Source organism: Alkalimonas collagenimarina (assembly GCF_030717845.1).
In the GTDB taxonomy this organism is placed as follows: domain Bacteria; phylum Pseudomonadota; class Gammaproteobacteria; order Enterobacterales; family Alteromonadaceae; genus Alkalimonas; species Alkalimonas collagenimarina.
The window spans coordinates 79,117-100,906 of record NZ_JAUZVZ010000004.1 but is presented as its reverse complement, the minus strand read 5'-3'; the positions used below and the strand labels follow the sequence as shown (position 1 = coordinate 100,906).

The 21,790-nt window shown below is 48.3% G+C and carries 18 protein-coding genes and 1 tRNA gene; 10 read left to right on the top strand and 9 right to left on the bottom strand.

The window, feature by feature from the left end; genetic code table 11:
- Positions 1–41 precede the first annotated feature (41 nt).
- Positions 42–1,121 (top strand): Fic family protein, encoded by a 1,080-nt coding sequence (locus Q3O60_RS03775; RefSeq protein WP_305892572.1) that lies wholly within the window; start codon positions 42–44, stop codon positions 1,119–1,121.
- 54 nt (positions 1,122–1,175) lie between these two features.
- Here Q3O60_RS03775 and Q3O60_RS03770 read toward each other — a convergent pair.
- A tRNA-Val gene (locus Q3O60_RS03770) sits at positions 1,176–1,252 on the bottom strand.
- Positions 1,253–1,500: 248 nt separating this feature from the next.
- Here Q3O60_RS03770 and Q3O60_RS03765 point away from each other — a divergent pair.
- A complete protein-coding gene (locus Q3O60_RS03765; RefSeq protein WP_305892571.1) occupies positions 1,501–4,344 on the top strand; it encodes a S9 family peptidase in 2,844 nt (947 codons plus the stop codon).
- 27 nt (positions 4,345–4,371) lie between these two features.
- Here Q3O60_RS03765 and Q3O60_RS03760 read toward each other — a convergent pair whose 3' ends face one another.
- Both Q3O60_RS03760 and Q3O60_RS03755 read right to left on the bottom strand, forming a co-directional pair.
- Positions 4,372–5,385: a DUF3080 family protein gene (locus tag Q3O60_RS03760; protein ID WP_305892570.1), complete on the bottom strand. Its 1,014-nt coding sequence runs from the start codon at positions 5,383–5,385 to the stop codon at positions 4,372–4,374.
- Positions 5,327–6,730: an MATE family efflux transporter gene (locus Q3O60_RS03755; RefSeq protein WP_305892648.1), complete on the bottom strand. Its 1,404-nt coding sequence runs from the start codon at positions 6,728–6,730 to the stop codon at positions 5,327–5,329. Before Q3O60_RS03755 ends, Q3O60_RS03760 begins: the two co-directional genes overlap by 59 nt.
- A gap of 59 nt (positions 6,731–6,789) precedes the next feature.
- On the opposite strand from Q3O60_RS03755, the gene Q3O60_RS03750 reads away from it, so the two are divergent.
- The gene (locus Q3O60_RS03750) at positions 6,790–7,407 is read left to right on the top strand and encodes a riboflavin synthase subunit alpha (protein WP_305892569.1); all 618 of its coding nucleotides are present in this window, start codon (positions 6,790–6,792) and stop codon (positions 7,405–7,407) included.
- A 22-nt stretch (positions 7,408–7,429) separates the two neighbouring features.
- Here the strand turns inward: Q3O60_RS03750 and Q3O60_RS03745 are convergent, their stop codons facing one another.
- The 3 genes from Q3O60_RS03745 to Q3O60_RS03735 are packed head-to-tail and all read right to left on the bottom strand — an operon-like array spanning position 7,430 to position 9,314.
- Positions 7,430–7,630 (bottom strand): CPXCG motif-containing cysteine-rich protein, encoded by a 201-nt coding sequence (locus tag Q3O60_RS03745; protein ID WP_305892568.1) that lies wholly within the window; start codon positions 7,628–7,630, stop codon positions 7,430–7,432.
- 44 nt (positions 7,631–7,674) lie between these two features.
- Positions 7,675–8,442: a pteridine reductase gene (locus tag Q3O60_RS03740; protein WP_305892567.1), complete on the bottom strand. Its 768-nt coding sequence runs from the start codon at positions 8,440–8,442 to the stop codon at positions 7,675–7,677.
- 11 nt (positions 8,443–8,453) lie between these two features.
- A complete protein-coding gene (locus tag Q3O60_RS03735; protein ID WP_305892566.1) occupies positions 8,454–9,314 on the bottom strand; it encodes a fructosamine kinase family protein in 861 nt (286 codons plus the stop codon).
- A gap of 256 nt (positions 9,315–9,570) precedes the next feature.
- Between Q3O60_RS03735 and thrS the strand changes: the two genes are divergently transcribed.
- The 4 genes from thrS (at position 9,571) to rplT (ending at position 12,714) form a co-directional block, all read left to right on the top strand.
- Positions 9,571–11,484 (top strand): threonine--tRNA ligase, encoded by a 1,914-nt coding sequence (thrS, locus tag Q3O60_RS03730; RefSeq protein WP_305892565.1) that lies wholly within the window; start codon positions 9,571–9,573, stop codon positions 11,482–11,484.
- An 11-nt stretch (positions 11,485–11,495) separates the two neighbouring features.
- Entirely contained in the window at positions 11,496–12,053 is a 558-nt protein-coding gene (infC, locus tag Q3O60_RS03725; RefSeq protein WP_305892564.1) for a translation initiation factor IF-3, read from the top strand.
- Positions 12,054–12,140: 87 nt separating this feature from the next.
- Complete coding sequence (rpmI, locus tag Q3O60_RS03720; RefSeq protein WP_091341054.1) at positions 12,141–12,338, top strand: 50S ribosomal protein L35; 198 nt, start codon at positions 12,141–12,143, stop codon at positions 12,336–12,338.
- Between the two features lie 16 nt (positions 12,339–12,354).
- Positions 12,355–12,714, top strand: coding sequence for a 50S ribosomal protein L20 (gene rplT, locus Q3O60_RS03715; protein WP_305892563.1), 360 nt, complete (start codon positions 12,355–12,357; stop codon positions 12,712–12,714).
- 51 nt (positions 12,715–12,765) lie between these two features.
- On the opposite strand, the gene Q3O60_RS03710 is transcribed toward rplT, so the two are convergent.
- The 3 genes from Q3O60_RS03710 to Q3O60_RS03700 form a co-directional block, all read right to left on the bottom strand.
- Positions 12,766–14,448 carry a M28 family metallopeptidase gene (locus Q3O60_RS03710; protein WP_305892562.1) on the bottom strand — a complete coding sequence of 561 codons (1,683 nt, stop codon included), beginning with the start codon at positions 14,446–14,448 and terminating at the stop codon, positions 12,766–12,768.
- A 55-nt stretch (positions 14,449–14,503) separates the two neighbouring features.
- Positions 14,504–16,189 carry a M28 family peptidase gene (locus Q3O60_RS03705; protein WP_305892561.1) on the bottom strand — a complete coding sequence of 562 codons (1,686 nt, stop codon included), beginning with the start codon at positions 16,187–16,189 and terminating at the stop codon, positions 14,504–14,506.
- Positions 16,190–16,359: 170 nt separating this feature from the next.
- On the bottom strand, positions 16,360–16,962 hold the full coding sequence (locus Q3O60_RS03700; protein WP_369812628.1) for a hypothetical protein: 603 nt from the start codon (positions 16,960–16,962) through the stop codon (positions 16,360–16,362).
- A 169-nt stretch (positions 16,963–17,131) separates the two neighbouring features.
- Here Q3O60_RS03700 and Q3O60_RS03695 point away from each other — a divergent pair, with 169 nt between their 5' ends.
- From Q3O60_RS03695 to Q3O60_RS03685, 3 genes are all read left to right on the top strand, one after another.
- Positions 17,132–17,404 carry a DUF3081 family protein gene (locus tag Q3O60_RS03695; protein ID WP_305892559.1) on the top strand — a complete coding sequence of 91 codons (273 nt, stop codon included), beginning with the start codon at positions 17,132–17,134 and terminating at the stop codon, positions 17,402–17,404.
- Positions 17,405–17,519: 115 nt separating this feature from the next.
- The gene (locus tag Q3O60_RS03690; protein WP_305892558.1) at positions 17,520–18,617 is read left to right on the top strand and encodes an efflux RND transporter periplasmic adaptor subunit; all 1,098 of its coding nucleotides are present in this window, start codon (positions 17,520–17,522) and stop codon (positions 18,615–18,617) included.
- Position 18,618: 1 nt separating this feature from the next.
- Positions 18,619–21,705, top strand: coding sequence for an efflux RND transporter permease subunit (locus Q3O60_RS03685; protein WP_305892557.1), 3,087 nt, complete (start codon positions 18,619–18,621; stop codon positions 21,703–21,705).
- Positions 21,706–21,790 lie beyond the last annotated feature (85 nt).

Here is a 21,790-nt window from a genome sequence, read left to right as displayed (position 1 = left end):
ATGTATATGGCTTGCCATCTTACTAAAAAAGGCCACTTTTTATGCATAACAGCTTACCCATGCTGCCACTGGCCGATATTTCCCGCTGGGAAACCCGCAGTGTGCTAAAAAAAGCGGCTGAAGCGCATCGTTATCTGGCTGAATTAAAAGGCGTTGCTGCCAGCATCCCCAATGAAGCCATTTTAATTAACACCCTTGCACTGCAAGAAGCGAAAGACAGTTCAGAAGTGGAGAATATCGTCACCACGCATGATGAACTGTACAAAGCCAATGTGTTTGAAGAAGCGCTAACCAATCCGGCTACCAAAGAAGTGCAGGATTATGCTTTTGCGCTAAAAAAAGCCTTTGCTATTGTCAGGCGTACCGGTTTAATCCGGCTGGATGATATTTTAGCCGTGCAGCAACAGCTCGAGCAGAATCAGGCTGGTTTACGTCGCTTACCAGGTACTGCACTTAAAAACGCCCGTACCGGTGAGGTAGTGTATACGCCGCCACAACATGCAGCTGAAATTAGCCAGTTGATGGCAAATTTGGTGCAATACATCAATGACGACAGCCTGTGCGATGCCGATCCGCTGGTTAAAATGGCGATTATTCACCACCAGTTTGAAAGTATTCATCCCTTTTACGATGGCAATGGCCGTACCGGGCGCATTATTAATATCCTTTATCTGGTGGCTAAAGGGCTACTTAACCTGCCGGTGTTGTACTTAAGCCGCTTTATTATTATGCACAAGGCAGATTACTACACGCAGCTGCAGCAGGTGCGCGAAACCGGTAACTGGGAGCCCTGGCTGCTGTATATGCTGGATGGCATTGTAACCACTGCCCAAGATACCATTACCCTGATCACCGACATGAAAGTGCTGATGCAAGATGTAAAACACCGCCTGCGTGAGCAGCTGCCGAAAATCTACCGGCAGGAGTTGCTCAATAACCTGTTTTATCACCCCTATACCAAAATCGAGTTTCTGGTAGACGAGTTAGGGGTAAGCCGTATTACGGCGACTAAATACTTAGAATTACTGGTTGAGCACGGATTTTTGCAGAAGCAGAAAATTGGTCGCGGCAATTACTACATTAATCAGCCATTGTGTGAGTTATTAAAAGCGCATGGCTGAGATAAAACAGAAACAAAAACAGCACCGATAAGGTGCTGTTTTCATATAAGAATTTGGTGCGTCCTAGTGAATTCGAATCACTGACCCCCACCATGTCAAGGTGGTGCTCTAACCAACTGAGCTAAGGACGCAGAACGTTGTCTGTGACAACGGCCGCTATCTTAGTGTTCACGGCTGGCATTGGCAAGTGTTTTTTTAGTGAAGTAGCTTGTTTGCTGTATTTTTACCCGCAGTGGTAAAGGTGAGAACACATAGCTTGCTCAGGCTGCCATTTATCCCATGCTTTTGCAGCTTGGTGGGGTTTTGCTGCTCTGGCAAATTTGATTATGGTAAGGTTTAAGTAAGAAGTAGCACTGTCTTACAAAAGAAGAAGAGACCGATGAAAACCTGGCTAATAAAGAATAATAAACACCTTCGACAATCCCGTGGTTTAGCGCTTTGTCTGGTAGTCGCGATGGGCACTTTTGCCTGCAGTCAGTTGCCAACTGCTGAGACTCCGGCCCCAACGGCTGTCGTTATTCCATCCAGCAGCACGGCCATCGATGCGTTGCGGCCACTGACACTGAGTGACGTGATGCAGTTTCGTGAAATCAAAGAGCGCAGTATTAGCCAAAATCAGCGGGTGATGGTGTACACCGCGGAACCGGATTATGGTGATAGCAGCGGTTATGTGGTGCATTTAATGACCGGGCAGCAATTTTCTGTCGCCTATGCCGATCGTGGACAATTAAATAAAGATGGCAGTTTTGCGCTGTTTCGTCAGCGGGCTTCTTTACTGCAGCGTGAGCAGGCTAGCGATAAAGAAGCACGTGATGCACTGCCTCATGACGCGGTGCTGCTGAATACAGAGAACGGCGAGCAAACACTGTATAGCAACATCGAGCGTTTTGCCTTTACCGGAGATGGCCGTTTTGCGGTGTTGTTGCAGCGTAAAGCCGATAGCAAAGATACCACTCAGTTGTTGCAGGCGGTTGAACTGGCAAGCGGCAGGCAGTTTGAGCTGGGGCAGGTGACCGAGTTTTCGGTGGCTGACGAAGGCAGCTTAGTGGCGTTTGTGGAGGAGGTCAGCGATACCGATGACGATAGCTTACGCTTGCAACAGGTGCAGCTATGGGATGCTGCTTTTGAGCGACAGTTTGAACTGACGCCTCCATCAGAGTCGGTGTTTCAACACTTGCGCTTTAGCTCGGATGGTAAGCAACTGGTCTTTTTGAATGGCAAGCGTGCTGACAAAGAAAATGGCAATAACGCGACTACTAACATAGCGCAGCAATTATGGCACTGGCCAGCGGAGCTGAACAAGGCGGAGCCGTTAGAGTTAGCCATGGATGGTTGGATCCTGAGCCATCAGCAGACACCACGCTGGAGCGATGATGGGCTTCGGGTTTTTCTTGGTTTTCGGCCTGAGCCTCACAAGACAGAAGAGCCGCTGGCAGCACCGGAAACCGAAGCCGACTTGTTTGCAACCGAGCGTTTGTTAGCAGACAGGCGTTTACAGGTTTGGCATGGGCAGGATGAACGTATTAACCCACAGCAAAAAGCCGAGTATCAGCAAGCGCAAAAACGAACCGCCCCTGCAGTACTCTGGCTGGAGAATGAGCAGCTGGTTGCGTTGAGTGATGATATTGAAGATCGCTTGTATTTCAGTGAGCATAGCGAGGCGGTGTTAATCAGCAATGGCCGGCCGTACTTGCAGGATATGACGTGGGATGGTCGTTTTCACGATGTCTGGCATGTCAACTTGCGAACCGGTGAACGTCAGCAGGTGTTTGCGCGTAATCGTAGCGTTGAACGAGCGCATTTATCACCAAGTGGCCGTTATGCCGTGTATCAGCAAGGTGGCCAATGGCAGCTGTTTGATAGTGAAAACGGCTCGCACCGTGTGATAGGTGCCGATGCTAATGTGTCGTGGCTGGATGAAACGCATGACCGGCCAGAACCTGCGGCGAGCTATGGTGTGGCGGACTGGTTGGCTGATGAGTCAGCGGTCTTGGTGTACGATCGGTTTGATATCTGGCAACTGCAACTGGATGGCAGCAGCCGCAACCTGACGCAAGCTGGACGGGATGAGCAGCAACGTTATCGGCTGGAGCGCACGGATCCAAAAGCGCTTGCGATTGAACCCGGTACCGGGTTATTGCTAAGTGCTTTTAATGAAGAGGATAAAAGCTACGGTTTTTATCAGCTGAGTTTGAAGGAGCCGGGTGTACAGCCATTGGTTGCTGATACCAAACGGTTTGATATGGTTGAAGCCTTGCCTGAGCTGGGTGGTTATTTGTATACCGAGCAAAGCTTCCGGCAGTTTCCTGATATCTGGTGGGCCAATGCCGACTTTACCGAGCGCCGGCAACTGACCGATGTCAATCCACAACAAGCTGACTTTATCTGGGGCGATAGCCATCTGATTGATTGGTATACCGGGGACGGCGAGCGTTTACAGGGCGTGGTGATCACGCCAGATGGCTATGATGCCAGCAAGCCGTATCCGGTATTGGTGTATTACTACGAGCAGTTCTCGCAGCGTTTGCATCATTTTAATCAGATGAAAGTCAATCACCGGCCCAATTTCCCGTTTTATCTGGGGCAGGACTATGTGGTGTTTCTGCCCGATGTGCGCTTTCGCGAAGGTGCGCCCGGGCCAAGCGCGACTGAGTCGTTGCTACCGGGCATTGATCGTTTAATTGAGCTGGGTATTGCCGATCCAGGTGCGATTGGCTTGCATGGCCACAGCTGGTCAGGCTACCAAACAGCATTTGTTGTGACCGAAACTGATCGTTTTGCGGCTGCAGTAGCAGGTGCGCCAGTGTCTAATATGACCAGTGCCTACAGCGGCATTCGTTGGCAAACGGGCTTAGCCCGTTTGTTTCAGTACGAAACCGGCCAGAGTCGCTTGGGCGTATCGATGTATGAAGATTTGAAGCCGTACCTGAAGAATTCACCGGTATTTTTTGCTGAACGCATCAACACACCAATGTTGATCCAGTTTGGTGATGCCGATGGCGCTGTACCCTGGGAGCAGGGCATTGAGTATTATCTGGCACTGCGCCGTTTAGGCAAAGATGTCGTGATGCTGCATTATGAAGATGAACCGCATCATCTACAGCGCTATGCCAATAAACTGGATTACACCATCAAGATGCTGGAGTTTTTCAATCACTACCTTAAAGGTGAACCAGCACCAGATTGGTGGGTCGAAGGCATGCCTTATCAAAAGTACGATTAGTGTCTGCTCACTTGAACGGGGCGATGGTTATCGCTCCGTTAAGCCTACCGGGCAGTCTTGGTTCAATTGCTGCCACCAGCCAATATGTTCAAGGATAGCACTCTGCAATTGTTGTTGGCTCTGTTGGTAGCGTTGCTCCAATACGGGCAGCATCGGGCTGTCTTGATACAGTTGCGCTAACTCAGGCCATAGCGCCTGGTGATAGCGCTGGTGCAGGGTGAAATACGGCTGCAGGGTTTCGGCAAAAAACTTCATAAATACCGTACTTAAGATACTCAGTTGCTCAGATGTGCGTTGTGCAGGGCAAAACTGTGCTGGCGCTATCGCCAGTAAAGGCGTGTTGATGCCATTCATCCAACCGGCCGAATAACGCAGGCTGTATTGCAAAACCGCCAGAGTATCGTAACGATGCAACACAGCAAGGGCTGCCTCACTATCAATCGCACTAGCTTCTTGCCATTGTTGGTTAAAAATAGCGGTTCGCAACTGGTTTAATTGCTGCAGAGCTGCCTGCGTTTCATAGAGTGACTCGGTGGCAGCAAGGGGCAATAACTGGCTTTTGCCATGCAACTGCTCACGCAGTGTTTGCTCCCCATGCAGCATATTGTACCAAGCCGCTTCAATACTGGCTGTTTTTTGCTGTTGAATACGACTTAGTTGTTGTTGTAACTCTGAGCTGATCTCTGCATGATCAACGCACTGATCCAATTGATTGAGCAGGCGCAGCTCATAATGCAGCCGTAAGCTTTGGCTTTGTACTCGACCTAAGCTGGAGTTTCGCTCTGCGATGAGCGCATCGAGGCCACAATGGCGAGTCGCCCAGGCATCCAGCATATCGAGCCGAATGTCGGGCATGGGGTGCAGTAAGTTTCTGGCGGAGGGTAAGGCTGCGACCGGGAGAGGTTGCGGGCGTGCAACTTCGATATCAGCAACACGTTGCAGACGGTCGCTATAGTCTTTGAGTTGACGTTCATTGGCTGGGCTACATGCCAGCAGACCCAGACTGATGCTGATCAGCACTATCAAGCGGTAACCCGTCACGCTCAAACCTCCGTAGTGAATACTGCAGTAGCCAGAATAGCAAGATGGCTGCTACCGTCAAACCGACGATGATGCCAATCCAAAATCCTTTCACGCCCATGGCTGGTACCAACCAATCGGTTAATCCTAATACGCAGCCCAAACCAAAACCGATCGGCCAGTACGCCACCAGCGTAATATATAACACTGGCTGAGTGATTTTCATGCCACGAAGCGCACAGGCCGACACCACCTGAATGGCATCGGATAGCTGATAAATAGCCGCCAGCGCCATAATGCCCGCGGCCAGAGCCAGTACTTCGCTGTCTTTGCTGTAAATCTGCGGTACCTGATAGCGCATCAGGTAGGTAAAAGCAGCAATACAGGCGGCCAGCAAGAAGGCAACAATAAGTATGGTACTAATGGCGGTTCGTAGTTCCTGTAGATTACGTTCACCGATCAGATGACCCACCCGGATGGTCGCAGCCATGCCAAGCGATAGTGGGATCATGAAAACAATGGCGCTGTAGTTGTGCGCCACCTGATGGCCGGCTACCACCACGGGGCCAAGATGCACGATCATCAACGGGATGCAGGCAAACAAAGTTACTTCAAAAAAGATCGATAGTGCGATAGGGGTGCCAATACGAATAATTTGCCAAATGGCTTTTAGCTCAGGCAGCAAACGTTTGGGTAGGTGTCGATAGGGGGCTGTGCTGCGGCTAAACCAGCCGTATACCAACATGGCGATAAACATCGCAAGTAAGACTAAGCTGGTGGCAATACCGCAGCCCGCACCACCGTACGCAGGCATGCCTAATTTGCCGTAAATAAAAATATAATTGGCCGGCACGTTGACTAAAATACCAACAAAGCTGATCCACATGCTGGCTTTGGTATTGCCTATGCCTTCAAATAGGTTACGCATAACCATGTAGCCGGCGGCAGGAAATAAGCCATAGCTGACGAAGGTAAGGTACAAACTGGTTTTTTCGCGCAGCTCTTCTTCCATATTCAGCTGTAGTAGCAACACATCGGCAAATTGCATCATGATGAATAAACTGGCGGCGAGTGCCAAGCCAAGATACAGGCCTTGCAGTGCGTAATGCGTAACCGGATTGGTTTGTTTGCTGCCAAAGTATTGGGCAATAATAGGGGTAAGCGCAAGCAATAGCCCCTGCAACGTCAGCATGATTGGCAACCATAAGCCAGAGGCTACAGCGATAGCGGCCATATCGGTGGCGCTGACCCGGCCAGCCATCACAGTATCGACAAAGTACATTAACGTTTGTGTCAGCTGAGCCAATACAATTGGGCCTGATAATTTAAAAATTGTTCTGGCTTCAAAGCGGGAAAAAGGTAGCATAGTGATCAAGGCGTTGCCCCAGCGATAACGGGCGCATACTGTAGCACAACAGAGGTTTTATGTTTACTGGAATTGTTCAAACCAAGGCCGTGATCGCGGCAAAACAAAGACACGGCGATTTTATTCATTTAGTGGTGCAGGTTCAGCCTGAGCATCTGGAGTTATTGGAGCGCGGTGCCAGTATTGCCATTAACGGGGTTTGCTTAACCGCGACTGACTTTGATCAAGCGGCGGGGACGGTCGAATTTGATGTGATTGATGAAACTTTAAAGCGCAGCAATCTCGGTCTGGTCTCATCAGGTGAGCAGGTGAACTTTGAACGCTCGCTTCGTTTTGGGAAAGAGATTGGTGGCCACTTGGTCTCTGGTCATATTCAAACCACGGCAACCTTGCTGGAGCTGGAAAAAAACAACAACAACTGCCGGATGCGGTTGCAGTTGCCTGCGATACACTTGCCTTATATTCTGGCGAAAGGTTTTATCGCCGTTGATGGCGCCAGTTTAACTGTTGGTGCCGTGCATGATGATGGTTTTGATTTGCACCTGATCCCAGAGACGCTTGAGGTGACCACCCTGGGTCAACGCTCGGTTGGTGATCAGCTCAATATTGAACTGGATCAGCAAACCGTGACCATTGTACAAACGGTAGAGCGTGTATTAGCTCAGCGGCAAGGTTAGTTGCTGCTAGTAATACAGCTTATCAGTAATACTGCTCATCGTCGGCATCGACAAAGATTTGCACGCTGTGATGCAAATCGTCTTTGTGTATTCGTAAATGGATTGGATTGCAGCAATTGCTGCAATCTTCGATGTAATCTTGATCTTCGTCGGTGATTTCGATGCTGATATGCAAGTGGTGCCCGCAAAATGGGCACTCAATGGTGCGGCGCACAAGATCCATGCTGCCTCCTGGCCTGATCTCTCAGGCATAGTTATGCTTTGTAGCTATGCTTTTTTACTTGCCCCCAAACTTCGACCGCCATCCACTGCAATAATTTGACCATTGACATAATTGGACTGAATCAAAAAAACAGCGGTATCCGCGATATCGTCTGGGGTACCCAAACGCTCCAGTGGGATTTGTCTCAGGATCATCGCTTTATCGGCTTCGGCAATCTCATTGCTGGGCCAGAGGATGGCACCCGGGGCTATCCCATTCACTCTTATTGTAGGTGCTAATTCACGTGCCAGCGACTTTGTTAGCATCAATAGAGCAGATTTTGCCATGCAATAAATAGCATGTTCTTGTAGCGGTCGCTCGGCATGGATATCTACCATATTGATAATGCAACCATTCTGTTCTGCCAGAGCCGGTGCAAGTGCCTGGCTAAGAAAAAAGGGAGCTTTGGCATTGGAGCCCATTAATTGTTCCCAGTCATCAAAAGTTGCTGTGCCGATGGCGGTTGGGTAAAAGCTGGATGCATTGTTGATTAACACGTCCAATCGCTTAAAGCACTGCAAAGCCTCTGCGGCTAAGCGCTCTAAGGTGTTGTTGTCGGTTAAGTCGCCTGAAATGACAGCTGCGCTTTTTGCGCGCTGCTGGTTTAATGCGTTGGCCAGTTGCTCGGCATCTTCTTTGGAGCGATTGCAGTGAATAATAACCCGATAACCATGCTGGTGCAGTCGTTTCAGGACTGCACAACCAAGACGTTTGGCACTGCCTGTTACCAGAGCAACAGGAGCGGGGGAAGCAGGGGATGAAGCAGAAGTCATGTTTGGTCCAGTTAGTAAAATAACTGTTTAATCATATCCTGTGATTGCAGCAAATAGCTACCACGAAACATGTAGGCATGATTGAGTACATGATACAGGTTGTATAGGTTTCTGCGTTCTTCGTAGTTGTTATCGAGTGGATAATGTTGCTGATAACTGCGGTAAAAGCGGGCAGGGAATCGGCCAAACAGGCTGCTAAAGGCAATATCGACTTCTCGATCACCATAATAACTGGCAGGGTCAAAGATCACCGCGCTTTCCTCGGTGAAGCCAATGTTTCCTCGCCAACAGTCGCCATGCAGCAAGCTTGGTTCAGGCTGATAATGATTGAGTCGTTGTCTGCACTGTTCCACCAGATGATCAATTTTACCAAAGCCAAAGCCTTGCTCTAACAGCAGTTGCAGCAACCAGCCGAACCGTTGTTCAGAAAAAAAACTGCTCCAGTTGCTTTGCCATTTATTCGGCTGACTGGTTTTGCCAAGACAGGTATCCCAATCGAAGCCATACATAGCTTGTCCACTGTCCTGATGCAGCCTGGCCATGCGCTCGCCTAAGTCGTTCCAGCCGCTATCGCTTTCATCGGTTAACGATAGATACTCAAGCACCAGAAAAGACTTATCCAGTGTTTGGCCATAACTGATCACCTCAGGCACCCGGATAACGTGTCGTTGCCGGATGCTTTGCAGGCTCATGGCCTCAGAGATGAACTGCTCCAACTGCTCTTTTTCGTTCAACTTAACAAAAAAGTGCTTTTTTTGATCGGAAATATGGTAGGCCAGATTGATATCACCACCACTAAGTTGCTGTTTTTGTTCAATGCTAAAGTCGATATCCAGTTCACCACTGATATGCTCTGCAATGGCTTGCCACATGAGTTTTTTCCTCAGGATCTGGTGATTAAATTGAGTATGGCTGAAATATCAAAAAATGCCTGCTGTACTGAAAAGCTTTCACCCATTCTGGGGCAATGGTATGATAGCAAAGCTGAATTTAGCGGGTATTCCGCGTTGTGTACCAAATGGCTCTTAGTAGGGGTCATCAACTGGTCTGCAAGGCATACCGGCCCAGCTTCATTATTGTATTCATATGTGACCCTTGGTATGGGCCACCACTGGAAAAGGACAAGTCATGCCTGTTATTACTTTGCCTGACGGCAGTCAGCGCGTCTTCGATCATAGTGTTACCGTTATGGATGTTGCCAACGATATTGGTCCTGGTCTGGCGAAAGCCACCATTGCCGGTAAAGTCAATGGCCAACTGGTGGATGCCAGCGACATTATCGAAACCGATGCTGAGTTACAAATTATCACCGCCAAGAACGATGAAGGTATCGAGATCATTCGTCACTCTTGTGCTCATTTATTGGGGCATGCGATCAAGCAATTATGGCCAGATGTGAAAATGGCTATCGGGCCTGTGATTGATAAAGGCTTCTATTACGATATCGATATGCCGCACTCGCTGAGTCAGGATGATCTGATTAAGCTCGAAGAGCGGATGAAGGCGCTGGCTAAAACCGAATACGATGTCATCAAGAAAAAAGTCAGCTGGCACGAAGCTGTCGAGACTTTTAAAGCCCGTGGCGAAAATTACAAGCTGGAGATTTTGCAGGATAACGTCAGCAAAGACGATCAGCCCGGCTTGTATCATCACGAAGAATACGTCGACATGTGCCGCGGCCCACACGTACCGAACATGAAGTTTTGTCAGCACTTTAAAATCATGAAAGTAGCTGGTGCCTATTGGCGTGGCGATTCGAACAACAAGATGTTGCAGCGTGTTTATGGCACCGCCTGGGCTGATAAAAAACAACTGGCAGCTTATTTGACGCAGTTAGAAGAAGCCGAAAAACGTGATCACCGTAAAATCGGTAAAGCTCTGAACCTGTTTCATTGGCAAGAAGAAGCACCAGGCATGGTGTTTTGGCATGATGATGGCTGGAAAATATACAAGGCCATTGAAAGCTACATGCGTGAAAAATTGGTCGAGTACGACTACGAAGAAGTACGTGCTCCTATGATCATGGATGTATCGATGTGGGAGAAATCTGGCCATTGGGATAAATACCACGACAATATTTTCGCCACTGAATCGGAAAAACGCACTTACGCCGTGAAGCCAATGAATTGCCCTGGCCATGTACAGATCTTTAATCAGGGTTTAAAAAGCTACCGCGACCTGCCATACCGTATGGCTGAGTTTGGTATAGTGCACCGTAATGAGCCATCCGGTGCTCTGCATGGCTTAATGCGTGTGCGTTCGTTCACGCAAGATGATGCCCACGTTTTTTGTACCGAAGAGCAAATTCTGGATGAAGTCACCAGCTGCATTAAGATGGTGTACGATGTCTACAATGATTTTGGCTTTAGCGACAGCATCGATATTAAACTATCGACCCGGCCAGAAAAGCGCATTGGTAGCGACGAAAGTTGGGATAAATCGGAGCAAGCATTAGCCGAAGCCCTGCAACGCAATGATCTGGAATTTCAGTATCAACCGGGCGAGGGCGCCTTCTACGGGCCGAAGATTGAATTTACTTTGTACGATTCTATCGGAAGAGCCTGGCAGTGTGGTACTATACAGCTCGATTTTTCTATGCCTGCCCGTTTAGGGGCGCAATTTGTTGATGAAGATGGTGAGCGCAAGCCGCCAGTGATGATCCACCGGGCAATTCTGGGTTCACTAGAGCGATTCATCGGTATTTTAATCGAAGAATATGCCGGTTTATTCCCTGCTTGGTTGGCACCAACACAGGTTGTAGTGATGAATATTACCGATCATCAGGCCGAATATGTGAAAAAATTAGTAAAAACTTTCAAATCTCATGGCATTAGAGTGATAAGTGACTTGAGAAATGAGAAAATAGGCTTTAAAATCCGCGAGCATACCTTAAAGCGGATCCCGTACTTGATTGTTGTCGGTGATAAAGAGAAAGATGCTGGCGATGTAGCGGTACGAACCCGTAAAGGGGAAGATTTAGGCAAGATGTCGGTTGATGGCTTTATTGAAAAGCTGCTGGCCGAAGTAGCTGCTAAGTCTTAATTATTCATTTCTTGGAGGAACGAACCATTAAAGTTGGAAAAAAGAATCAGGTAGCAAGTCGTGCGAACCGTCTGAACGAAGAAATCAACGTACGTGAAGTACGTTTGGTTGGAGAAGAAGGCGAACCAATAGGTGTGGTACCAACGGCAGAAGCAATCGCCATGGCAGAAGAGGCCGGTGTCGATTTAGTCGAAGTAAGCCCTAACGCCGAACCGCCGGTTTGCAAACTGATGGACTATGGTAAGTTCCTGTTTGAAAAAAGTAAGGCTCTGAAAGAGCAGAAGAAGAAGCAAAAGCAGATCCAGATCAAGGAAGTAAAATTCCGGCCTGGAACTGATGAAGGCGATTACCAGGTCAAACTACGCAACCTGCGTCGCTTTATTGAAGAGGGTGACAAAGCCAAAGTTACACTACGTTATCGTGGTCGTGAAATGGCGCATCAGGAAATTGGTATAGAAATGCTGAACCGGATTAAAGCCGATTTAGAAGATCTTGCCGTGTGCGAATCTTTCCCCAGTCGGGTAGAGGGTCGCCAAATGACTATGATGCTGGCCCCAATTAAGAAGTAATAAGGCCTTACAAGCGCATGCCGCTGATTTCGGTCAGTGGCTGACGCCTTATTATTCGTTGTTAACTACAATGCGAGTTTAAATACTATGCCAAAGATGAAAACCAATAAAGGTGCTGCGAAGCGTTTTAAAAAAACCGCTTCTGGTAGCTTTAAACGCAAGCAATCACACCTTCGCCATATCTTGACGAAGAAAAGCTCCAAGCGTAAGCGTCAGTTAGGTCCAAAAACCTTAGTCGCTAAAGTAGACATTGCCGGTCTTGACCGTTGCATGCCGTACGCATAATTAATAGGAGCTTGACATGCCAAGAGTAAAACGTGGTGTAACGGCGCGCGCGCGTCATAAGAAGGTGTTAAACCAGGCTAAAGGTTACTACGGTGCCCGCAGTCGTGTTTATCGTGTTGCGTTTCAGGCGGTAATTAAGGCAGGCCAATATGCCTACCGTGACCGTCGTGTACGTAAGCGTCAATTCCGTCAACTGTGGATCGCCCGTATCAACGCGGCATCTCGTCAGAACGGTCTGTCTTACAGCCGATTCATTGCAGGCCTGAAAAAGGCATCTGTTGAAATCGATCGTAAGATTCTGGCGGACATCGCTGTGTACGACAAGGCTGCATTCTCAGCTTTAGTCAACAAAGCGAAAGAAGGTCTGGCTGCGTAAGTAGCTTAGTTCTTTAAAAAAAAGCACCCTCGGGTGCTTTTTTTGTATCTCTTACTTTCGTGCTTCAGCACTGGCATCCCTAATGGCTCGGAACTCATTGCCCTGATACCAGTTAGGCCACTGACGACTGATCGCTAACTCTTTACCGATATGATAGAACAAATGCATATCCTGAGCAGCACCACGTAAGTCCCAATCCTCATGAAACTCATCGGTGACTTTATGATAATGCTGGCTGTTGTAGATGTGGCGTTGCTCCAACCCCCATGCTTTACCATGCTCAACATGATCAATACCACCGCGAGCATACAGCATCGGTACACCAACTTTCGCTAGACTAAAATGATCGGAACGATAGTAAAATCCATCTTCTGGGGTTGGTTCAGCGACAATATACCGGTTTTGTTGCTTACTGTAGTGTTCTAGCATGGTTTCCAGCTCTGAACTGTTGTAACCAACTACCATGACATCTTTCATCGGCCCATGCACATTGATTACATCCATATTGACACCGGCTACAGTGGTTTCAAGTGGAAACAGAGGATTCGCTGCATACCATGCCGAGCCGAGCAAGCCACGTTCTTCAACTGCCCATGACATAAAGACCACTGAGCGCTCTGGAGCTGGCTCGGCTGCCATACGCTCGGCGATTGCTAACAGAGCAGCAACACCACCAGCATTGTCTTGAGCACCATTAAAGACTTGGTTATCCGGTAAGCTGAAATCCATGCCAAAGTGATCCCAGTGAGCCATATAGATAACCGTTTCATCAGGGTAGGTGGTTCCTTCAATGTAGCCGATGACATTATCCGACTGTAACGATCTCAAGTTATTCTTGATGGTGATCGATGCCTGTACATTCAAAGGAATAGCCTGAAAGCTACCCGATAAGGCGTCTTGCCGTAAGCTTTCTAAGTCATAGCCTGCTGATGCAAACAAACGTTCAGCGCCTTGCTGAGAAAGCCAACCTTCCACTTGAGCTCGGTCCATGTTTTTATTGTCATTGGCCAGCTCAAAGCGGATAGGGCTGGTTCCTGCAACCACATGCCAGCCATAACTCGCAGGCGCTGTTTCATGCACAATAAGCGCCATGGCAGCACCTTGGCGGGCCGCTTCCTCGTATTTGTAGGTCCAACGACCATAATAGGTCATGGCATTGCCATTAAAAAGTTCAGGATCTTGAGTCGCATAACCAGGGTCATTGACAAACATGACGACGGTTTTTCCTTCAACATCCAAACCTTCGTAATCGTTCCAATTGTACTCTGGCGCGACAATACCGTAGCCGACAAAAACCACATCACTACTATCGACTGCAATTTCAGTGAGCATCTGGCTGCTCCATGCCATCATATCTTGTCGGTAGATATAGTCTGGCGGGGCTTGATCACCACTGAAGCTTAATGATGAAACTTGTACCGGATCAATTTGCATGACTGGCACTGGCTGACGGTAGCTGCCCTGATTGGCAGGCCGTAAACCAAAACGTTCAAATTGTTGCTCTATATAAGCTACCGTTATTTCTTCACCTTTGGTGGCAGGGGCCCGGCCCATAAACTCGTCTGACGCCAGTGTGCGGAAGTAATCACGAAAATTGGGGTTGAAACTGCTTTCAGCCAGCTCTGTCTCAGCGCCGGTATCATCGGCAGCTGGTACAGGTTTAGCCTGTTCTGTTGGTTGGCAGGCGGTCAGTGCGAGTACACAGAGTAAGCCCAGTGAGTAGTAGGTTGTCATTGGCTGTTCCTTGCATAAAAAAGGGCAATGAAACATTGCCCTTGGTTGTTCAGTCTTATTGGCGTGCTTCAGCACTGGCATCCCGAATGGCACGGAACTCGTTGCCTGGGTACCAGTTGGGCCAGATACGGCTGTTGGCCAGGTGAGAACCAACCCGGTAATACAGGAACATATCTTGCTGCGCACCACGCAGGTCGAAGTCGTCACTCCATTCATCTTCTACCTTGTGGTAGCAGCAACGGTTGTACTCAGCGCGTTGGGCAGCACCCCATTCGGCGCCTTTTTCATAATGGTCATTACCGCCTTTAGCGTACAGGATAGGCACACCTTGTTTTGACAGGCTGAAGTGATCAGAACGATAAGCTATACCGGCTTCAGGATTTGGTTCCTGCACCGCATAGCGCCCTTGTTGCTCGGTGTAATGCACCAGAATTTCTTCCAGATCGGTGTTGCCAAGGCCAACAATCACCATATCTTTCATCGGGCCATAGACATTCATCACGTCCATATTGATGGCAGCAGCGGTTTTTTCCAGTGGGAACACCGGATTGGCCGCGTACCAGGCTGAACCGAGCAAGCCGCGTTCTTCAGCAGTGACCAGCACAAATACAATGGAACGTTCGGGTTGTTCTTGCTGTTGGAAGTACTCTGCCAAGGCAATCACAGCACCGGTGCCACTCGCATTGTCTTGTGCACCATTGAACACCTGATTTTGAGGGTTGGAAAAGTCCATCCCTAAGTGGTCCCAATGCGCCATGTACAAGACGTATTCATCGGGATATTTACTGCCTTCTATATAACCGACTACATTGCTCGAGGTTAATTCGCGCAGGTTGTTTTTTACACTGACCGAAGCAGTCATATTCAAAGGTACTGGCTTGAAGGCACCAGATAGGGCTTGAGCACGTAGCGCTTCAATATCGGTGTCATTGGCACTAAAGATACGACCAGCGGTTTCAGCAGTGATCCAGCCTTCAATCTTCGTTCGATCCATGTTCTTATTTTCATTGATCAGGTCGAACTTGACGGGCGAGCCATGAGCGACCACGCCCCAGCCATAACTGGCTGGTTCGGTTTCATGAATAATCAAGGCAGCGGCAGCACCCTGTCGGGCTGCTTCTTCAAATTTATAAGTCCAGCGGCCATAGTAGGTCATGGCATTGCCATTAAATAGCTCTGGATTTTGGGTGGCGTACCCTGGATCGTTAACAAACATCACCACGGTTTTGCCTTCAACATCCAAGCCTTCGTAGTCGTTCCAATTGTATTCTGGCGCCACGATACCGTAGCCAACAAATACCATGTCGCTATCCGCTAATTCGACACCATCGACGACGCGGGTCGTCCAGGCCATCATCTCATCACGATAGGCAAAGCTGGTGTCTAAAGCACCTTGTATCGTCATTGCAGATACTTGTACCGGGTCGATTTGTACCAGTGACACCGGTTGTTTGTAGCTATCGCCATCTATAGGCTTTAAGCCAATACGGTTGAAGTGTTCTTCCAGGTAAGCGACCGTTTTGGTTTCACCTGCCGTTGCAGGCGCGCGACCTTGAAACTCATCCGATGAAAGTGTTTTGATGTACTCGGCCAAACGAGGGTTGAACTCGGTATCGATCAGTTCAAACTCAGTTGTGTTGGCAGATGCTGGTGTGGATTCAGTGCTTGGTTGGCCGCAGCCAGTTAGTGCAAGGCAGCAAGTAGCTACCAGGGTTCCTGAAAACCAATGGTGTGGTTTCATAAAAGTAACTCCGATAAATGCATTTATAGTTATGGGTACTGCATGGTTATACTAACCTGAAGTGAATAAAGCCGCCAGTTGCTTATACGTAAGTATAGAATCAGAAGACTGACGGCTGAAAAGCTAGATTTTTATAGTGTTGTTGCTATGAGTGCTTGTTTCAACAAACCTTAATCACTATAGCCCCATGGCACTGGAGGCAAAGCAACCGGTTTGGTCAGGTCGAAATCTACCCGGAACTCGCGGCCTTCACGGATCAGGCGATAGGTAAATTGTTCTGGATAAATGTACATTTGCCAGATATTGGTATTGGATGCTGGAATACCGTCTTTCACAAACTCTTCAATGGAGTATTGATCAACAGGAAATGACTGAACCCGATCGAAACCTGCATCCACTGTATGGCCGCCATACATGGTCATGGGGTCATTGCTGCCATCTTCTAAGCGATGATCATGCTTTAGGCTGATGCCCGATCCGGTTTTTGTCAGGATCCACGTGCGAGAGTGATTATTACCAACATGAAATGGAATTTGCAGTTGGTTATCTTCACATCCCCGAACATGCATCACTAAACGACCTTCAAAGCCAGATGCTGCAGGATTATTGACCGTCACTTTACCTTCATAGGCTTTGCCGCAATGCTCACGCAAATGATCAAAAAAAGCATCATGCGTAGGAATAGACACTAAAGGTGCCGGTGCCACTATGTTGGCCTGTGCTGCAAAAGAGAAAGCAACAGCCGCTGAGGTGAGAAGTAGGTTTTTTGCCATTTTTATTTTCATTGAATAGTTCCATTGGATTAAAAGTGCCATTTGCACTATACCCAGTTCCAGCTATGGGTTCAAATACAGTCAAACCGGTTGGACCATTGCGTCGTAATTTATGGCATCAATGCTATAGTGGCTATAAGCACACCAGGTTAGAGGTTACGAGGGCGGTATGGAACATAAATTGGATAGTAAATTACTGATGGATGTTTACAGCAAAATAGAAAAACACGGCAAAACCATTGATACAGAATGGGGACAAGGCCATTTACTGGACGGTGTTCAAGTCAGCTCGGGTTTTGATGGCTATGAATTGTTTTTTGATAATAGCCGGGTGCAGCTCACACTTGGCTTTCACAATACCTGGCACAGCAATGCAGCATCGGAAAAGTTATTGGATGAGTTTATTAGCCAGTTGGAGAAGATCAAACAACAATACGATTGAATGCAATAAAGACCTTTTTTTAAGAGATATTGTACAATGGAATAAAGGATGGTTCAGCCAGGACTCATCTTTTTGCTTTTAAAATACAGTATAGAGTTGTCATGGAGTGGTTTGCATGCAGAGAAAATCCAGAAATATCATCTGGTTACCCAGCCTTTTAATCCTTGCTGTTAAAGTTGCAGCCTGTTCACCGATCCTTAGTGACGAAGCAGAAGAGCCCACTGGTACGCCTGTTGGCTTTCAGCAGGTTCGTTTAACGACCATCGTTGAAACTGAGCGATCCATGGCTCGTAGTGAAGCTTTTTCTAGCCCTCAAGTCGCTCCTGAAGTTGATGGACGTGTCGTGACCATATTCCATGACATCGGCGATGAGGTTGAGGAGGGGACTGTACTGGCTCAACTTGATGATAGCTCTTATGTACTGGCACTTTCTGCAGCACAAGCCGATGCCGCCGCATCCGAAACCCGCTATGAGCAATTTAAACGTGACTTGAATCGATTGGAGATGGTTGGCGGTGGGCAATACGTCAGCCAGATGGACCTGGAGTCAGCCAGAGCGGATGTGTTTACCGCTCAACAAGAATTGAAAGCGGCACAAAGTCGCCGGGAAGAAGCGCAGCGCCAGGTTTCTCATACCAGAATTCAAGCCCCGATTAGTGGGCGCATAGATGAGCGTTATATCTCTGAAGGAGATTATGTCAGCGCAGGAGACCAAGCCTTTCGGATGGTTCCAGATACAAGCGCCAGAACAAGCCTGCCTTTTCCTGAGCGGATAGGAGGACGGCTTGAGGTTGGAATGAATGTAAAGTTACGGCGGTTGGGGAGTAGCGATTATTGGATTGAAGGGCAGGTAACAAGGTTGCGCCCTTCAGTAGAGGATGGCATGGGCATTGTTGCTGTGGTCGAGTTTATTCCTCCTTCCTCTTGGCCTTCCGGCACTATGTTAGAGGGGCTTGTAGAGCTTGCCCACCGGCCAAATGCCATCACGGTTCCATCCGAGAGTGTTATCGCTCGCCCCGGACGCCGTGTTGTTTATGTGCTGCCTGGCCGTGAGGACTTCGGTCGGGTTGAAGAGCGAAAGGTCGAGGTTGGACTGATCACTGCTGACACCACGGAAATCTTGTCGGGGCTGGAGCCTGGTGAGCGGGTCGTGGTTGATGGGGCCAGTTATTTAACCAATGATGCTGAGGTCCGCCGACAGGGAGCACGCTAAGATGACTTTACCTGAGTTTTTTATTCGCCGTCATGTGATGGCGGTGATGATGAGTGCCGTATTGGTATTGTTCGGTTTAATTGCCTATCAGGATATTGGTAATGATCGGGTGCCCAATGTGGACTTTCCTGTGATATCCGTTAGTACCTCATTATCGGGAGCTGACCCGAATACCGTCGATGCCAGTGTCACACAGTTTATCGAACGAGCCGTCAATACCGTGCCTGGGATTGATAACATTAGCTCCGTGTCTGCGCCAGGTTCTTCAACCGTCAATATTACCTTTTTAATGGGACAGGACATTAATGTTGCATTCTCAGAAGTGCAGACCCGGGTTAGCGAAGTGGTTGGCAGTTTACCGAATGATGCGGATTCACCGGTTATAAACAAGGTAGAAGCTGACTCCCAACCCATCCTCTGGTTGATCGTCAAAGGGGATCGTACCATTCAGCAACTGACCGAATTTGCTCGCACGACGTTACGACCCCAATTGGAACAGATTAATGGGGTTGGCGAAATCCGGCTGGGCGGAAGTCGTAACCGACGCATTCGGGTTGAGTTGGATGCAGACGCGATGAGTCGTGAAGGCATTATGGTGGCTGATGTACGCTCGGCTATTGATAATGAGCATGTACTTGCCAGTGGTGGCTTTTTAGTGGGTGGCCGACAAGAACGCATGCTGCGTTTAGATCTGGAATATCACGATGTTAGCGAACTGAATCAGCTGGTAATTGCCCGCAGAGGGGATCGTTTAGTTCGTTTGCAGGATATCAGTACTATTGTTGATGGCTTGACCGACTTTCGGCGTTTAGCTCGCTTTAATGACGAAGAGAGTGTTGGTTTGGGCGTCATAAAAGTGGCTGGAGCCAATACGGTTGAAGTGGTGCGACAAATTGAGCAGCGGTTGGAGCAGGATATTAAACCAATACTTCCTGCGGGCATTGAGCTGACGATTTCATCGGATCAATCGGTTTTTATTAAGAACATGATTGACAACCTGGAGAGGACATTGCTACTTGCCTTGATCCTGGCCGGGTTAATTATGTGGTTATTTCTGAAAAACCTGCGTTCAACTTTACTGATTGTAATCTCGATCCCGGTCTCCTTACTGGCAGTCACTGCGGTGATGTTTTTCTCGGGTTATACCCTGAACTCAATGACGATGCTGGCTATCTTGTTGCTGATTGGTTTAGTGGTCGACGATGCCATTGTAGTGCTGGAGAATATCTGGCGCCATCGGGAAATGGGTGAGAACGATACACACAAAGCGGCCAGTATAGGTGCAAATGAAGTATTTACGGCCGTTATCGCGTCATCGTTATCATTAATCGCCATCTTTGGTTCAGTTATTTTTATGGAAGGGATCATCGGGCGCTTCTTTGAGTCCTTTGCGGTGGTCGTTGTGTTTGGTGTCGCTGTGTCGACCTTTGTTGCACTAACCCTTATTCCAATGTTGTGTTCTCGCTTCTTGTCGGTGCCAAAAACTCACGGACCCACTTACCAGCATCTGGAAGCCGCTTTCACTTGGATGGATGAGCACTATCAAAAAGTATTGGTTTGGACGTTAGGCCACCGCACCAAAGTCATTCTGGGGTCTGGTTTGGCGATTTTATGTAGTTTATGGCTGGGTGCACATTTACCAGCAGAGTTTGCACCCGACGAGGATGAGGGGCAATTTGTTGTCAACATGCGCGCACCACTTGGCTCATCCATCCATTATATGGATGAAAAAGTGAGTGAAGTTGAGGCCATTCTAGGAAACGATCCCCTTATCGAGAATTATTTTGTTGCCATTGGCGTTGGTAGCGGAGGGGTCAATGAAGCAATTGCCTTTGTACGCTTACAACCGTGGGACAAACGACGTGATACTCAGCAACAGGTGATGAACCGTTTAAACCATGCTTTTGCCGATGTTGGAGGTGTGCGGATATTTACCGCATCGCAGGGCATGTTTGGTAGTCAGCGCGGCGAGCCGTTACAGTTTTACGTCCGTGGCACCAATCTGGAGCAACTTTCTCAGCAGTCTGAACAACTGTTGCATGCACTGAGTCAGCATGATGGTTTAGGACGAATTGATATGGATTCCCGGCTTGACCAACCAGAGCTAAGGCTGGTGGTTGATCGTGAACGGGCACATTTTATGGGGCTACGAACATCCGATGTCGTGCAGGCGGTCAATATATTTATTGGCGGTGCAGATGTAGCCCGGTTTGATGATGACTTTGGCGGTGGGGAGCGTTTTCGAATTCGGCTCAAAGGTCGGGACGATCAATTTACTACGGCGGCTGACATTAATCGAATTTGGTTACGAAACTCTGAGGGAGAAAGGATCCGATTGGATGCGGTGGCGAGTTTTGAAGAGGGGCATGCGCCTGCCGTGATTAGTCGTTATAACATTCAGTACGCGACACCATTTTACATAGCACCGGATATTCCATTGTCAGATGCCATTGAGTTGGTTCATCAAACGGCGGAGCGAACTTTATCGGGTGGTTACAGTATCGCCCTGACCGGTCAGGCGGAAGAGCTGGGCCGGACGGTTCAAGCGATGATTTTTGTCTTCCTTGTTGCTGTGGTGTTGGTCTATATGGTACTGGCAAGTCAGTTCAACTCCTATTTGCAACCGATCATTATTATGACCGCCATGCCACTTGCGATGATGGGTGCCTTTATCGGTCTGTGGGTCACCGGCAACTCGTTAAATATTTATTCGATGATTGGCATGGTGTTATTAATTGGTGTTGTCACGAAGAACTCTATTTTATTGATCGATCTCACCAACCAATACCGGGATAAACAAGGCATGTCCATTGATAAAGCCTTGCAAATGGCTTGTCCAGTTCGGCTACGGCCGGTGTTGATGACTTCACTTACCTTGATTTTAGCCATGATCCCCGCTGCGTTTGACCGTGGGCCAGGTGGTCAGGGAAATATGTCACTGGCTATTACCGTGATCTTTGGCATGTCAATTGCGACGGTATTGACTTTATTGTTGGTTCCAACGGCCTACAGTGTATTAGAAGAGCAAAAGCTTAAATACATTAAGGAGCAAGAGAAACCACAAGAGAGTGAGGCTCACAGCCTGTAAATCTGTATCTTCTGTTGTGAAACCGCTATACTAACGGCCTGTTTTTACACGGGCCGTTTTTTCATGTCACAGTCAGCTACACCTA

Bases quoted from the DNA above. Each gene is read 5' to 3' on its own strand.
- rpmI (WP_091341054.1), top strand. From the start codon at position 12,141: ATGCCAAAGATGAAAACCAATAAAGGTGCTGCGAAGCGTTTTAAAAAA.
- Q3O60_RS03695 (WP_305892559.1), top strand. From the start codon at position 17,132: ATGGAACATAAATTGGATAGTAAATTACTGATGGATGTTTACAGCAAA.
- rplT (WP_305892563.1), top strand. From the start codon at position 12,355: ATGCCAAGAGTAAAACGTGGTGTAACGGCGCGCGCGCGTCATAAGAAG.
- thrS (WP_305892565.1), top strand. From the start codon at position 9,571: ATGCCTGTTATTACTTTGCCTGACGGCAGTCAGCGCGTCTTCGATCAT.
- Q3O60_RS03775 (WP_305892572.1), top strand. From the start codon at position 42: ATGCATAACAGCTTACCCATGCTGCCACTGGCCGATATTTCCCGCTGG.
- Q3O60_RS03685 (WP_305892557.1), top strand. From the start codon at position 18,619: ATGACTTTACCTGAGTTTTTTATTCGCCGTCATGTGATGGCGGTGATG.
- Q3O60_RS03745 (WP_305892568.1), bottom strand. From the start codon at position 7,630: ATGGATCTTGTGCGCCGCACCATTGAGTGCCCATTTTGCGGGCACCAC.
- Q3O60_RS03755 (WP_305892648.1), bottom strand. From the start codon at position 6,730: ATGCTACCTTTTTCCCGCTTTGAAGCCAGAACAATTTTTAAATTATCA.
- Q3O60_RS03735 (WP_305892566.1), bottom strand. From the start codon at position 9,314: ATGTGGCAAGCCATTGCAGAGCATATCAGTGGTGAACTGGATATCGAC.
- Q3O60_RS03705 (WP_305892561.1), bottom strand. From the start codon at position 16,189: ATGAAACCACACCATTGGTTTTCAGGAACCCTGGTAGCTACTTGCTGC.
- Q3O60_RS03700 (WP_369812628.1), bottom strand. From the start codon at position 16,962: ATGGCAAAAAACCTACTTCTCACCTCAGCGGCTGTTGCTTTCTCTTTT.
- Q3O60_RS03765 (WP_305892571.1), top strand. From the start codon at position 1,501: ATGAAAACCTGGCTAATAAAGAATAATAAACACCTTCGACAATCCCGT.
- Q3O60_RS03690 (WP_305892558.1), top strand. From the start codon at position 17,520: ATGCAGAGAAAATCCAGAAATATCATCTGGTTACCCAGCCTTTTAATC.
- Q3O60_RS03750 (WP_305892569.1), top strand. From the start codon at position 6,790: ATGTTTACTGGAATTGTTCAAACCAAGGCCGTGATCGCGGCAAAACAA.
- Q3O60_RS03710 (WP_305892562.1), bottom strand. From the start codon at position 14,448: ATGACAACCTACTACTCACTGGGCTTACTCTGTGTACTCGCACTGACC.
- Q3O60_RS03740 (WP_305892567.1), bottom strand. From the start codon at position 8,442: ATGACTTCTGCTTCATCCCCTGCTTCCCCCGCTCCTGTTGCTCTGGTA.